Origin of the sequence: Nonomuraea sp. WAC 01424, from assembly GCF_003947315.1 — a bacterium.
GTDB lineage: Bacteria > Actinomycetota > Actinomycetes > Streptosporangiales > Streptosporangiaceae > Nonomuraea > Nonomuraea spiralis.
This window is the reverse complement of record NZ_QHHZ01000017.1, coordinates 77,362-91,325: the sequence shown is the minus strand read 5'-3', so window position 1 is coordinate 91,325 and position 13,964 is coordinate 77,362. Positions and strand designations below refer to the sequence as shown.

15 protein-coding genes are annotated in these 13,964 nt (G+C 68.2%); all 15 read left to right on the top strand.

From position 1 onward, the window contains the following. Positions 1-154 precede the first annotated feature (154 nt). The 15 genes from DMB42_RS39170 (at position 155) to nuoK (ending at position 13,964) form a co-directional block, all read left to right on the top strand. On the top strand, positions 155-871 hold the full coding sequence (locus DMB42_RS39170; protein WP_125643852.1) for a demethylmenaquinone methyltransferase: 717 nt from the start codon (positions 155-157) through the stop codon (positions 869-871). Between the two features lie 227 nt (positions 872-1,098). Then, entirely contained in the window at positions 1,099-1,977 is an 879-nt protein-coding gene (locus DMB42_RS39165) for a helix-turn-helix transcriptional regulator (RefSeq protein WP_125643850.1), read from the top strand. 98 nt (positions 1,978-2,075) lie between these two features. Then, on the top strand, positions 2,076-2,282 hold the full coding sequence (locus DMB42_RS39160) for a DUF397 domain-containing protein (RefSeq protein WP_125643848.1): 207 nt from the start codon (positions 2,076-2,078) through the stop codon (positions 2,280-2,282). Positions 2,283-2,470: 188 nt separating this feature from the next. Then, positions 2,471-3,724, top strand: coding sequence for a geranylgeranyl reductase family protein (locus DMB42_RS39155; protein ID WP_125643846.1), 1,254 nt, complete (start codon positions 2,471-2,473; stop codon positions 3,722-3,724). A 64-nt stretch (positions 3,725-3,788) separates the two neighbouring features. Next, a complete protein-coding gene (locus DMB42_RS39150) occupies positions 3,789-4,184 on the top strand; it encodes an NADH-quinone oxidoreductase subunit A (protein ID WP_125643844.1) in 396 nt (131 codons plus the stop codon). Between the two features lie 2 nt (positions 4,185-4,186). Next, the gene (locus DMB42_RS39145; protein ID WP_125643842.1) at positions 4,187-4,738 is read left to right on the top strand and encodes an NADH-quinone oxidoreductase subunit B family protein; all 552 of its coding nucleotides are present in this window, start codon (positions 4,187-4,189) and stop codon (positions 4,736-4,738) included. Then, positions 4,735-5,442, top strand: a complete 708-nt coding sequence (locus DMB42_RS39140; protein WP_125643840.1) for an NADH-quinone oxidoreductase subunit C — start codon at positions 4,735-4,737, stop codon at positions 5,440-5,442. The genes DMB42_RS39145 and DMB42_RS39140 overlap by 4 nt, the downstream gene beginning before the upstream one ends. After that, complete coding sequence (locus DMB42_RS39135; RefSeq protein WP_125643838.1) at positions 5,439-6,764, top strand: NADH-quinone oxidoreductase subunit D; 1,326 nt, start codon at positions 5,439-5,441, stop codon at positions 6,762-6,764. The genes DMB42_RS39140 and DMB42_RS39135 overlap by 4 nt, the downstream gene beginning before the upstream one ends. Then, complete coding sequence (gene nuoE, locus DMB42_RS39130) at positions 6,761-7,417, top strand: NADH-quinone oxidoreductase subunit NuoE (protein ID WP_125643836.1); 657 nt, start codon at positions 6,761-6,763, stop codon at positions 7,415-7,417. Before DMB42_RS39135 ends, nuoE begins: the two co-directional genes overlap by 4 nt. Continuing rightward, a complete protein-coding gene (gene nuoF, locus DMB42_RS39125) occupies positions 7,414-8,706 on the top strand; it encodes an NADH-quinone oxidoreductase subunit NuoF (protein WP_125643834.1) in 1,293 nt (430 codons plus the stop codon). The genes nuoE and nuoF overlap by 4 nt, the downstream gene beginning before the upstream one ends. Then, a complete protein-coding gene (locus tag DMB42_RS39120; protein ID WP_125643833.1) occupies positions 8,703-11,090 on the top strand; it encodes an NADH-quinone oxidoreductase subunit G in 2,388 nt (795 codons plus the stop codon). The genes nuoF and DMB42_RS39120 overlap by 4 nt, the downstream gene beginning before the upstream one ends. Beyond that, positions 11,087-12,391 (top strand): NADH-quinone oxidoreductase subunit NuoH, encoded by a 1,305-nt coding sequence (gene nuoH / locus DMB42_RS39115; RefSeq protein ID WP_125643831.1) that lies wholly within the window; start codon positions 11,087-11,089, stop codon positions 12,389-12,391. Before DMB42_RS39120 ends, nuoH begins: the two co-directional genes overlap by 4 nt. Then, positions 12,378-12,893 carry an NADH-quinone oxidoreductase subunit NuoI gene (nuoI, locus tag DMB42_RS39110; RefSeq protein ID WP_125643829.1) on the top strand — a complete coding sequence of 172 codons (516 nt, stop codon included), beginning with the start codon at positions 12,378-12,380 and terminating at the stop codon, positions 12,891-12,893. Before nuoH ends, nuoI begins: the two co-directional genes overlap by 14 nt. After that, positions 12,886-13,671: an NADH-quinone oxidoreductase subunit J gene (locus tag DMB42_RS39105; protein ID WP_125643827.1), complete on the top strand. Its 786-nt coding sequence runs from the start codon at positions 12,886-12,888 to the stop codon at positions 13,669-13,671. The genes nuoI and DMB42_RS39105 overlap by 8 nt, the downstream gene beginning before the upstream one ends. Next, the gene (gene nuoK, locus DMB42_RS39100) at positions 13,668-13,964 is read left to right on the top strand and encodes an NADH-quinone oxidoreductase subunit NuoK (RefSeq protein WP_125643825.1); all 297 of its coding nucleotides are present in this window, start codon (positions 13,668-13,670) and stop codon (positions 13,962-13,964) included. The genes DMB42_RS39105 and nuoK overlap by 4 nt, the downstream gene beginning before the upstream one ends.

The following is a 13,964-nucleotide window of genomic DNA, read 5'->3' as shown; positions in this document are numbered from 1 at the left end:
CGTTCGGTAGCGGTGCCGTTACTTTGTGTTGATTGCCGCAAGGGTCTGGCTCTCCGCGAGCCTGCCCGCCGGTCCGGGCCCGATCCGTCATAGCTGGTCAAAGGCCGTAATGCCCGGCGCCGCCACCGCAGATCGCCTGGGTACTCTTGTCCGCATGACGCGCGCTCAGTTGGACAAGCAGCCGGACGAGGTCGCCGCGATGTTCGATCGCACCGCCCGGCGCTACGACCTGGTCAACGACGTGGCCTCGCTGTGGCAGGTCAGGCTCTGGCGCAAGGCCGTGGCCACGGCCGGCGACGCGGGTCCCGGTGAGGTCGTGCTCGACCTCGGGGCGGGCACCGGCACCTCCACCGACAGCTTCACCGCCCTCGGCGCCCGCGCGATCGCCTCCGACTTCTCCCTCGGCATGTTGCGCACGGGCGTGCAACGCCACGGCGGCAATTCGCTGACCGGGGCCGGCATCCCGTTCGTGGCCGGTGACGCGATGCGGCTGCCGTTCGCCGACGACGCCTTCGACGCGGTGACGATCTCCGTGGCGCTGCGCAACGTGCAGGACACCGGGCTGGCGCTGCGCGAGATGCTCCGGGTGACCAGGCCCGGCGGGCGGCTGGTGATCCTGGAGTTCTCGCACGTCACGTTCGCGCCGTTCGACCTGGTCTACCGCGAATACCTGATAAAGGCCCTGCCCAAGGTGGCCAAGGTGTTCGGCTCCAACGACGACTCCTACGACTACCTCGCGGAGTCGATCAGGGACTGGCCCGACCAGCCGACGCTGGCCCGGACGATCCTCGACGCCGGCTGGGAGCGGGTCGCCTGGCGCAACCTGTCACTGGGCATCGTCGCCGTACACAGGGGCTTCAAGCCCGCCTGAGTGCCTCGATCGTGGACGGGTGGCGAAAGTTCCAGGATTCGCCTTCCGCCTTTCTGCTCGATTCGGGCTTCGCGGACTACTGTGAGGATGTGTCGGGGGGAGGCCCTGTGCAATTCCCGCTGGGATGACCGCAGGGACTCTTTCCGGGACTAAACCAGGTCTTCCCGGCGAGGATTGCCCATCGCGCATTCCGCGCATATGTCCTCGAATTTTCGGAAGGAGCCCGGATGATCGGAGAAATCAATCCCACACTCCGTCGCCGGAAGCTCGCCGCCGAGCTGCGCCGGTTACGCGAGGACGCGGGGCTCAACGGCGTACAGGTGGCCAGGTCGCTCCGCTGGTCGACGTCCAAGATCTCCAGGATGGAGAACGGCCAGGTGGCGCCGTCCGCCAAGGACGTGGCCGAGCTGCTGCGCCACTACGGGATCGACGGCGAGCGCGGCGACCTGCTGCTCGCGCTGGCCGGCAACGACGGCGCCAAGGGCTGGTGGGAGTCCTACTCCGACGTCGTGACCGAGCCAGTGCTGGAACTGTTCGGCCTGGAGGACGGCGCCAGCCGGGTCAGGGCCTGGCACACCTTCTCGCTCCCCGGCCTGCTCCAGACCCGCGAGTACGCCACCCAGATCGGCCTGCTCCACCGCGCGGTCGAACTGGTGCCGCCGGGCAAGATCGAACGCCGGATCCGGGCCAGGATGCGCCGCCAGCACCTGCTGCGCAAGGAGCCGCCGCTGCGCTACTCGGCCGTGCTCGACGAGGCCGTGCTGCGCCGCCGCTTCGGCGACGGGGACGCCAAGCTGATGCGCGACCAGCTCCGCCATCTGGCCGAGCTGGGCGACCTGCCGAACATCACCGTCAGGGTGCTCAGGCTGGCCCGGCCGCACCCCACCGACATCACCAACTTCATGTTGCTCAGCTTCCCCGCGATGCCCGTGCTCGGCAGCGTCTCGGGGGAGGTCGTCTACTACGAGAACTTCCCGTCGTTCACCCTCACCGAGGACGAGGAGACGGCCTTCCAGTATTCACTCGTGTTCGACCTGCTGGAGGACGCCGCCATGGACGAGGAGGAATCACGCGATTTCATCACCTCGTTGGCAGATCAATTGTAATGACATGGTTATCGCGGCGTGTCTTGAAGGCCCGGCCGATCTTCAGTTGGCTACCGTCATTGGTCGAGACCAATGAGACTGGGGAGGTAGTCCGTCCGATGAGCGGCCTCACTGTCTCGCCGGACGGATGGCGCAAGAGCAGTCTCAGCGCGGCCGCCGGCGAGTGCGTAGAGTTTGCCCGGAGCGCGACCGGTGACGTGTTGTTGCGTGACTCCAAAGATCCCCGTGGTCCGGTCCTCACCTTCACGCCCGGGGAGTGGCGGGCGTTCATCGGTGGAGTGCGCAACGCCGAGTTCGAAGTCTGACGCTCCAGTGCCAGGCCCTTCGTTGACGACGGAGGGCCTTCTTGTGTCCGGGAACCGTACCCCGACTGCCACTATGTACAGGAAAAGCAGTAGACTGCGGGCCGACAAGTTTGTGAAGGGGTTCACAAAGGAACGAAGGCGCAAGACCCCGAGGCCTTCGATCGTGTAGGACAGGACAGGACAGTCCAGTGACCGTGCCACCAGCCATACAGGCTGACGCTGACGTCATCGTCGTCGGCGCCGGTCCCGCCGGTTCCGCAACCGCCTTTTACCTCGCTCAGGCCGGTCTCGACGTGCTGCTCCTGGAGAAGACCAGGTTCCCCCGCGAGAAGGTCTGCGGCGACGGCCTGACGCCGCGTGCCGTCAAGCAGTTGCTCAACATGGGTGTCGACATCGACGCGCCCGGCTGGATCAGGAACAAGGGTCTGCGCGTCGTCGGCGGCGGCCACCGCTTCGAGCTCGACTGGCCGCAGCTGGAGCGCTTCCCCGACTTCGGGCTCGTACGCACCCGCCAGGACTTCGACCAGATCGTCGCGGCCAACGCGGTCAAGAACGGCGTACGCCTCATGGAGGGCGTCACCGTGACCGGGCCGGTGCTCGACGACCGCAGCGGCCACATCGTGGGCGTACGGACCAAGGACGGCGCGACGTACCGCAGCCGGGTGGTCGTGGCGGCCGACGGCAACAGCACCCGCCTCGCGATCGGCATGGGCCTGCACAAGCGGGAGGACCGGCCCATGGGCGTGGCCGTCCGCACCTACTTCGAGAGCCCCCGCCACGACGACGACTACCTGGAGACCTGGCTGGAGCTGTGGGACGGCGACACGCTGCTGCCCGGCTACGGCTGGGTGTTCGGCGTCGGCGACGGCACCGCCAACGTCGGGCTCGGGCTGCTCAACACCAGCGCCCAGTTCGGCAACATCGACTACCGCGACCTGTTGAAGCGCTGGTGCAAGGCCATGCCGGCCGACTGGGGCTTCACCGAGGAGAACATGACGGCCCCCATCCGCGGCGCCGCTCTCCCGATGGCCTTCAACAGGCAACCGCACTACACGCGGGGTCTTATCCTCGTGGGTGACTCCGGCGGGTCAATCAACCCGTTCAACGGCGAGGGCATCGCCTACGCCATGGAGACCGGCGAGATCGCCGCCGAGATCATCGCGAAGGCCCTCAGGGACACCACCGCCGCCCAGCGGGAGCGGATCCTGAGGACCTACCCCCAAGTGATGAAGGACGCCTACGGCGGCTACTTCACCCTAGGGAGGTTGTTCGTCGAGGCGATTGGGAAACCGGGTGTGATGCGCTTCGGGACCAGGCACGGCCTGCCTCACCCGAGGCTGATGCGCTTCGCGCTCAAACTCCTTGGTAATCTCACCGACCGGCGAGGCGATGCGTCCGACATGATCATCAACGCACTCTCGAAGGTCGCCCCACCAGCATGATTCCCACGACAGACACATCAAGCTGCGCGCCCGCGCGCGCGGCGACTCCAGAGGAGGCGTAGCGATGGACCTTTACGTGCCCATCCTGGTGCTCGCCGTTCTCGCGGGGGGCTTCGCGATCTTCTCGGTCGCCATCGCTCCCTTCACCGGCCCCAAGCGCTGGAACCGCGCCAAGCTTGACGCCTATGAATGCGGCATCGAGCCGACGCCCCAGCCGGTCGGTGGCGGACGGTTCCCGCTCAAATACATGATCACCGCGATGCTCTTCATCGTGTTCGACATCGAGATCATCTTCCTCTACCCGTGGGCGGTCTCCTTCGCGCCGCTGAAGAACGACGCGGGCGACACCATCGCGTCCGGCCTCGGGCTGTTCGCGCTGGTCGAGATGCTGCTGTTCATCGTCACCGTGCTCGTCGCCTACGCGTACGTGTGGCGCCGCAAGGGTCTGGACTGGGACTGAAAATGGGACTTGAAGAGAAACTCCCCAGCGGGTTCATCCTCAGCACGGTCGAAGCGGCCGCCGGATGGGCGCGTAAGAGCTCCGTGTGGCCGGCCACGTTCGGTCTCGCGTGTTGCGCCATCGAGCTGATGGCCACCGGTGGCCCCCACTACGACCTGGCGCGCTTCGGCATGGAGCGCGCTTCGGCGTCTCCCCGCCAGGCCGACCTCATGATCGTCGCCGGTCGCGTGTCGCAGAAGATGGCGCCCGTCCTGCGGCAGATCTACGACCAGATGGCCGAGCCCAAGTGGGTCATCTCCATGGGCGTGTGCGCCTCCAGCGGCGGCATGTTCAACAACTACGCCATCGTGCAGGGCGTCGACCACGTCGTGCCGGTCGACATCTACCTGCCGGGCTGCCCGCCGCGGCCGGAGATGCTGATCGACGCGATCGTGAAGCTGCACGACAAGATCCAGAACATGAAGTTCGGCGCCCACCGCGCCAAGCAGATCGAGGACCTCGAACTGCAGGCGTTGCGCACGCTGCCGCTGATCGACCAGGGGAGCGGAAAGTGACCTCGCCCGACCACCTTCCCGGAAGCCCGGAGAGCGGGGAGGCCCCCGAGGCCGCCTCGGTCCCGGCCGTCCCCGAGGCGCCCGTCGCCCGTCACGGAATGTTCGGCGCGCACGACTCCGGTGACACCTCCGGCTACGGCGGCCTCGTCGTCCGCCGGGCGCCGCAGCTGGCCACGCCCCGCCCGTACGGCGGCGCCCTCGACGAGCTCGTCGACACCCTCGGCCTCGACGACGCCATCGAGCGCGTCGTCGTCGACCGCGGCGAGCTGACCCTGCACGTCCGCCGGGAGCGGCTGGTGGAGGTCTGCCAGAAGCTGCGCGACGACCCGGCCCTGCGTTTCGAGTTGTCGCTCGGCGTCTCCGGGGTGCACTACCCGCACCTGAAGGGCGAGGAGCTGCGCGCCGTCTACCACCTGTGCTCGATCACCCACAACAGGCGTGTACGCCTGGAGGTGAGCGCACCGGACACCGACCCGCACATTCCATCGACTGTGGGCGTTTACCCTGGTCATGACTGGCATGAGCGGGAGACGTACGACTTCTTCGGAATCGTCTTCGACGGCCATCCGGCACTCACCCGGATCATGATGCCGGATGACTGGGACGGCCACCCGCAGCGCAAGGACTACCCGCTCGGCGGCATCCCGGTCGAGTACCGGGGCGCCACCATCCCCTCGCCGGACCAGAGGAGGTCTTACTCATGAGCACCGGCTATGACGAGGCGACAGAGGGCAAGGTCTACTCGGTCACCGGCGGAGACTGGGACGAGGTCGTCGGCGAAGCCCGCGACACCGAGGAAGAGCGCCTGGTCGTCAACATGGGCCCGCAGCACCCGTCCACGCACGGCGTGCTCCGGCTGGTCCTGACGCTCGACGGTGAGACGGTCACCGAGGCGCGCAGCGTCATCGGCTACCTGCACACCGGCATCGAGAAGAACATGGAGTTCCGGACGTGGACCCAGGGGACCACGTTCGTGACGCGCATGGACTACCTCTCGCCGATCTTCAACGAGACCGCGTACTGCATGGGCGTGGAGAAGCTGCTCGGCATCACCGACCGCGTGCCCGAGCGGGCGCAGGCCATCCGCGTGATGATGATGGAGCTCAACCGCATCGCCTCGCACCTGGTCGCGATGGGCACGTTCGGCATGGAGCTGGGCGCGACCACGCCGTTCCTCTTCGGCTACCGCGACCGTGAAATGATCATGGACCTGTTCGAGTACATCACGGGTCTGCGCATGAACCACGCCTACGTCAGGCCGGGCGGCGTGAGCGTCGACCTGCCCGCGGGCGCGGTCGACAAGGTGGGCGAGTTCCTCAAGGAGATGCCCAAGCGGATCAAGGACATCCGCAAGCTGCTCGACGAGAACCCCGTCTACGTGCGCCGCACCAGGGACGTCGGCTACCTCGACCTGACCGGCTGCATGGCGCTGGGCATCACCGGCCCGATCCTGCGCGCCGCCGGCCTGCCCTGGGACCTGCGCAAGTCGCAGCCCTACAGCGGCTACGAGACGTACGAGTTCGAGGTCGCCACCGAGCGCGGTTGCGACGTCTACTCGCGTTACCTCGTGCGCATGCGGGAGATGGAGGAGTCGCTCAAGATCATCGAGCAGGCTCTCGACCGCATCGCCGGCCCGCTCAAGGGCGACCCGGTGATGATCGAGGACAAGAAGATCGGCTGGCCCGCGCAGCTCGCGCTCGGCCCTGACGGCTTCGGCAACTCGCCCGACCACATCGCGCACATCATGGGCAGCTCGATGGAGGCCCTGATCCACCACTTCAAGCTGGTGACCGAGGGCTTCCGGGTCCCGGCCGGGCAGGCGTACGCGAGCATCGAGTCGCCCAAGGGCGAGCTCGGCGCGCACGTCGTCAGCGACGGGGGCACCCGCCCGTACCGCGTGCACTTCCGCGAGCCTTCCTTCTGCAACCTGCAGGGCTTCCCCGCGATGGCGGAGGGCGGCCAGGTCGCCGACGTGATCGCCGCGGTGGCTTCTATCGACCCCGTCATGGGAGGTGTGGACCGGTGACTTTTTCACCGGAAGTCCGGGAGCGTCTCGAACAGGACGCCAAGGAGATCATCGGCCGCTACCCCAAGACGCGGTCCGCCCTGTTGCCGCTGCTCCACCTCGTGCAGTCGGCAGACGGCTACGTCTCCGACGACGGCAAGGAGTTCTGCGCCGAGATGCTGGGCCTGAGCAAGGCCGAGGTCACCGGCGTCGCGACCTTCTACACGATGTACAAGCGCAAGCCGGCCGGCGACTACCACGTGGGCGTCTGCATCAACGCGCTGTGCGCCGTCATGGGCGGCGACGAGATCTGGGACGAGCTGTCCGAGCACGTCGGCGTCGGCCACGAGGAGACCACCGGCGACGGCAAGATCTCGCTGGAGCGCCTCGAGTGCAACGCGGCCTGCGACTTCGCCCCGGTCATGATGGTCAACTGGGAGTTCTTCGACAACCAGACGCCCGCCTCGGCCAAGCAACTCGTCGACGACCTGCGTGACGGCAAGGACGTGCGGCCGACGCGCGGACCGAAGAAGCTCTGCACCTTCAAGGAGGCCTCGCGCGTGCTCGCGGGCCTGCCCGACGACCAGGCGGGCGACGGCCCGTCGGCCGCCGGCCCCTCGCTCGAGGGCCTGAAGGTGGCCAAGGCCAACGGATGGAAGGCCCCCGAGGCATGAGCACCACACTGACCCCGGTCCTGACGGCCAACTGGGACCAGGCCGACTCCTTCACCCTCGACGGCTACGGCGGTGACTACCAGGCGGCCAGGAAGGCGCTGGGCATGGACCCCGACGCCGTCATCCAGGCGGTCAAGGACTCCGGCCTGCGCGGCCGCGGCGGCGCCGGCTTCCCCACCGGCATGAAGTGGGGCTTCATCCCTCAGGGTGACGGCAAGCCCCACTACCTCGTCGTCAACGCCGACGAGTCGGAGCCGGGCACCTGCAAGGACATCCCGCTGATGATGGCCAACCCGCACTCGCTGGTCGAGGGCGTCATCATCACCGCGTTCGCGATCAGGGCCAACTACGCCTTCATCTACGTGCGCGGCGAGGTGCTGCACGTCATCCGGCGGCTGCACGCGGCCGTGCGCGAGGCGTACGAGAAGGGCTTCCTGGGCAAGGACGTCTTCGGGTCGGGCTACGACCTGGAACTCGTCGTGCACAGCGGCGCGGGCGCGTACATCTGCGGCGAGGAGACGGCGCTGCTCGACTCGCTGGAGGGCTTCAGGGGTCAACCGCGACTCAAGCCCCCGTTCCCGGCCGTGGCGGGCCTCTATGCCTCGCCGACTGTCGTGAACAACGTAGAGTCGATCGCCAGTGTTCCCTCGATCATCAGCAACGGCGCCGACTGGTTTGCCTCGATGGGCACCGAGAAGTCCAAGGGCTTCGGCATCTTCTCCCTCAGCGGCCACGTCACCAGGCCCGGCCAGTACGAGGCCCCGCTCGGCATCACCCTGCGCGAGCTGCTCGACATGGCCGGCGGCATCCGCGAGGGGCACCAGATCAAGTTCTGGACCCCGGGCGGCTCCTCCACGCCGATCTTCACCGACGAGCACCTCGACGTGCCGCTCGACTTCGAGGCCGTCGGCGCCAAGGGCTCCATGCTCGGCACCCGCGCGCTCCAGATCTTCGACGAGACCACCTGCGTGGTCCGCACAGTGCTGCGCTGGACCGAGTTCTACGCCCACGAGTCGTGCGGCAAGTGCACGCCGTGCCGCGAGGGCACGTACTGGCTCAAGCAGGTGCTCAAGCGCCTGGACAAGGGCCAGGGCACCGAGGAGGACCTGGCCACGATCACCGACATCGCGGACAACATCCTCGGCCGCTCGTTCTGCGCCCTCGGCGACGGTGCGACCAGCCCGATCCACTCCTCGGTGAAGTACTTCCGCGAGGAGTACCTCAAGCACTTCGAGATCGGCGGCTGCCCGTTCGACCCGAAGAAGTCCACTCTCTGGGGTGAGCAGTGACCGTCGTAGAAACAGAAATCACCCTGGTTACCCTCACCATCGACGGGTTCCAGGTCAGTGTCCCCAAGGGCACCCTGATCATCAGGGCCGCCGAGCTGCTGGGCATCCAGATCCCCCGGTTCTGCGACCACCCGCTGCTCGACCCGGCGGCCAACTGCCGCCAGTGCCTGGTCGACATCCCCGACGCGGGCAACGGCCGCGGCTTCCCCAAGCCGCAGCCGTCCTGCGCGATCGAGGTCGCCGAGGGCATGGTCGTGCAGACCCAGCTCACCTCGCCGGTCGCCGAGAAGGCACAGCGCGGGGCCATGGAGCTGCTGCTGATGAACCACCCGCTCGACTGCCCGGTCTGCGACAAGGGCGGCGAGTGCCCCCTGCAGAACCAGGCCATGTCGAACGGCCAGGGCGAGTCGCGGTTCCAGGAGCAGAAGCGTACGTTCCCCAAGCCGCTGCCGCTGTCCACGCAGGTGCTGCTCGACCGTGAGCGCTGCGTCCAGTGCGCCCGGTGCATCCGCTTCTCCGACCAGATCGCCGGCGACCCGCTCATCGAGTTCTTCGAGCGCGGCGCCAAGGAGCAGGTACGGGTCGCCGACGGCAAGCCGTTCAACTCCTACTTCTCCGGCAACACGGTGCAGATCTGCCCGGTCGGCGCGCTGACCGGCGCGGCCTACCGGTTCCGGGCGCGGCCGTTCGACCTGGTGTCCACGCCGAGCGCGTGCGAGCACTGCGCGTCGGGCTGCTCCATGCGCACCGACCACCGCCGCGGCCGGGTCACCCGCCGCCTGGCGGGCAACGACCCGCTGGTGAACGAGGAGTGGAACTGCGACAAGGGCCGCTGGGCCTTCTCCTACGCCACCCAGCCCGACCGGCTCAAGACGCCTCTGGTGCGCAACGAGGAAGGCGTGCTCGTGCCCGCCTCGTGGCCGGAGGCGCTGGAGGTCGCGGCCAAGGGCCTGGCCGCCGCCCGCGGCAAGGCCGGCGTTCTGGTCGGCGGCCGGGTGACGGTCGAGGACGCCTACGCCTACAGCAAGTTCGCCCGGGTCGCCCTGGGCAGCAACGACATCGACTTCCGCGCCCGCCCGCACTCCGCCGAGGAGGCGCAGTTCCTCGCGCACGCGGTCGCGGGCAAGGGCATCGAGATCAGCTACGCCGACCTTGAGAACGCCCCGGCCGTGCTGCTCGTCGGGTTCGAGCCCGAGGAGGAGTCGCCGATCGTCTTCCTGCGCCTGCGCAAGGCGTGGCAGAAGAAGGGCCTGAAGGTCACCGCGATCGCGCCGTTCGCCTCCGCCGGCCTGGCCAAGATGGGCGGCACGCTCATCACGGCCGCGCCCGGCACCGAGGCCGACGCGATCGGCGAGCTGGTCGGCACGCTGGCCGAGGGCACGATCGTGCTCGCCGGCGAGCGGCTGGCCACCGTGCCAGGCGCGCTGTCGGCCCTCGTCCGCCTCGGCGCCGGTTCCGGCGTCCGGCTGGCCTGGGTGCCGCGCAGGGCCGGTGAGCGCGGCGCGCTCGAAGCCGGCGCGCTGCCCAACCTGCTGCCGATCGGCCGTCCCGTGGACGACGAGGCCGCCAGGGCCGAGGTCGCCAGGGTGTGGAACGTGGGCTCGCTGCCCGCCACGCCCGGCCGCGACACCGACGGCATCCTCGCCGCCGCCCGTACCGGTGAGATCGACGCGCTGGTCGTGGCCGGCGTCGACCCGTACGACCTGGCAGACCCCGCCGCCGCGCTGGAGGCGCTGGAGAACACACCGTTCATCGTCAGCCTGGAGATCCGCGCCAGCGCCGTCACCGACCGCGCCGACGTGGTGCTGCCGGTCGCCGCGGTGCAGGAGAAGAGCGGCACGTTCGTCAACTGGGAGGGCAGGGGCCGCTCGTTCGAGGCGCCGCTGCGCGTGCCCGGCATCCAGAGCGACCTGGCCGTCATCGGCAACCTCGCCGACCGCATGGACGTGCACTTCGGCCTGCCGGACGCCAAGGCCGTCCGGCGCGAGCTGGGCAGCCTCGGCGCCTGGCGTGGCGCCCGCGTCGCCGCCCCGAGCACCCCCACCCGGCCCCAGGTCGCCCCGGCGGCCGGCGAGGCGCTGCTGGCGACCTGGCACCTGCTGCTCGACGAGGGCAGGCTCCAGGACGGCGAGCCGTACCTGGCCGGCACCGCCCGCGCCACCGAGGCGCTGGTGTCGGCGAGCACGGCGGCCGAGATCGGCGTCATCGACGGCGACAAGCTCGTCGTCGGCGGCCCCGGCCCCAACGCGGTCACGCTGCCGGTCCGCGTCGCGGACCTGCCCGACCGGGTGGTCTGGGTGCCGGCGAACTCCGGCGGCTGCTCGGTCACGCGCGACCTGCGCGCGCTGGCCGGCGACATCGTCACGATCGGGAGCGCCTCATGACCCACGTTCTCGCGGCCGATCCCACCCTTGCCGACTTCGGCAAGGACCCGCTGTGGATCACCATCATCAAGGCCGTGATGCTGTTCGTCTTCCTGATGCTGGGCGTTCTGTTCGGCGTCTGGTACGAGCGCAAGCTCATCTCGCGGATGCAGCACCGCTACGGCCCCAACCGGGCCGGCAAGTTCGGTCTGCTGCAGTCCGTGGCCGACGGCATCAAGATGGGCCTGAAGGAGGACCTCACTCCGCGGACCGTGGACAAGGTGCTCTACCTGCTGGCTCCCCTGATCATGGTGGTCCCGGCGTTCCTGGCCTTCTCGATCGTGCCGTTCGCGCCGATGGTCAACCTGTTCGGCGTGCAGACGCCGCTGCAGCTCGTGGACCTGCCGGTGGCGGTGCTGTTCATGCTGGCCATGGGCGCCGTCTCGGTCTACGGCGTGGTGCTGGCCGGCTGGTCGTCGCGCTCGCCGTACGCGCTGCTGGGCGGTCTGCGGTCGGCGGCGCAGGTGGTCTCGTACGAGATCGCGATGGGCCTGTCGTTCGTGGCGATCTTCCTGTTCGCCGGGACGCTGTCCACGTCCGAGATCGTCAAGGCGCAGGGTGAGCAGGGCTGGTTCGTCTTCCTGCTGATCCCGTCGTTCGTGATCTACGTGATCTGCATGTTCGGCGAGGCCGCCCGTATCCCGTTCGACCTGCCCGAGGGCGAGGGCGAGCTGGTCGGCGGCTTCCAGACCGAGTACTCCTCGTCCCTGAAGTTCGCCCTCATCATGATGGGCGAGTACCTGCACACCTTCACCGCCTCGGGCATCGCGGTCACCCTGTTCCTGGGCGGCTGGCGGGCGCCGTGGCCGATCTCCATGTGGGACGGCGCCAACACGGGCTGGTGGCCGGTGTTGTGGTTCTTCATCAAGTTCGTGCTGACCTTCAGCTTCATCGTGTGGGTGCGTGCCTCGCTGCCGCGCGTGCGCTACGACCAGCTCATGTCCCTGGGCTGGAAGGTGCTGATCCCGGTGAACCTGGCCTGGATCCTGCTCGTCGCCGCGGCTCGCAACGTGGTCGTCAACGAGGGCAACAAGACGGTCGGCATCGTGATCGGCGCGGTCATCGTGGTCGGCGCGCTGGCCATCTGGATGCGGTTCGACACCGTCAACCAGCGGCGCAAGGAGGCGCGCAAGGCCGAGGTGGAGGCCGAGTTCGAGCAACTGTCCGACGAGCCGACGGCCGGCGGCTTCCCTGTGCCGCCGCTCGATCTGCCGCACTACCACGGGGTGCAGCACAAGGAGATTCCCAGTGGGACTAACTGATTGGCTGAACCCCGTCAAGGGCTTCGGGGTCACCTTCCACACGATGTTCAAGAAGCCCGTCACGACGAACTACCCGGAGGTCAAGAAGCCGACGGCTCCTCGCTTCCACGGTCGTCACCAGCTCAACCGCTGGCCGGACGGGCTGGAGAAGTGCATCGGGTGTGAGCTGTGCGCGTGGGCGTGTCCGGCGGACGCGATCTACGTCGAGGGCGCGGACAACACCGACGAGGAACGTTTCTCGCCGGGTGAGCGGTACGGACGCACGTACCAGATCAACTATCTGCGGTGCATCCTGTGCGGCCTGTGCATCGAGGCCTGCCCGACCCGCGCGCTCACCATGACCAACGAGTACGAGCTCGCTGACAGCAGCCGCGAGAGCCTCATCTACACCAAGGAGATGCTCCTCGCGGACCTGACGCCGGGCATGGAGCAGCCGCCCCACCCGATGCGTCTCGGCGAGACCGAAGAGGACTACTACCGGCTGGGACGAACCAATGGGTGAGACCATCACATTCTGGGTTCTCGCCGTCGTATCCGTCGGCGCGGCGCTCGGCATGGTCTTCAATAGGAAGGCCGTCTACTCAGCGCTGATGCTCGGCACCGTGATGCTCAGCCTCGCGGTGCTGTACGCCGTCCAGGACGCGCCCTTCCTCGCCGCGGTGCAGATCATCGTCTACACCGGCGCCATCATGATGCTGTTCCTGTTCGTGCTCATGCTGGTGGGCGTCGACTCCTCCGACTCCTTCGTGGAGACGCTGAAGGGTCAGCGCTTCTGGGGCGCCCTCGCGGCCCTCGGCTTCGCCGTCCTGATCATCCTGGCGGTGGGCAACGCGATCTTCTCCGGTGAGGCGGGCCTGGCTCAGGCCACGGCGCAGGGCGGCTATGTCCGCTCGATCGCGCTGCTGCTGTTCACCAAGTACGTCTTCGCGTTCGAGGTCACCTCGGCCCTGCTGATCACCGCCGCCCTGGGCGCGATGGTCCTCGCCCACCGCGAGAGGGTCACCGAGAAGGTCACGCAGAAGGACCTCTCGCGCGCCAGGTTCCTGAGCGACAACCCCTCGGCCCTGCCCGGCCCCGGCACGTACGCCAGGAGCAACGCCATCGACATGCCGGCGCTGCTGCCCGACGGTTCGGTCGCGCCGTCGTCGGTCAACCGCTACATCGCCCGTTACGACGTCGAGCACGGCCACCTCCCCGAGGACGCGAAGCTCGCCGAGGCCATCAAGCACACGGCCGAGGATGACGCCGCCGAGGAGACGACCAACGAGGTGACCAAGTGACGACCCACTACCTGATCCTGTCGGGTGTGCTGTTCGCGATCGGCGCGCTGGGCGTACTGATCAGGCGCAACGCGATCGTGGTGTTCATGTGCGTCGAGCTCATGCTCAACGCCTGCAACCTCGCGTTCGTCACCTTCGCCAGGCAGAACGGCAACCTGGAGGGCCAGATCATCGCGTTCTTCGTGATGGTGGTGGCCGCGGCCGAGGTCGTCGTCGGCCTGGCCATCATCGTGACGATCTTCCGAACCCGCAGGTCCGCGTCCGTCGACGACGTCAACCTGCTGAAGTACTAA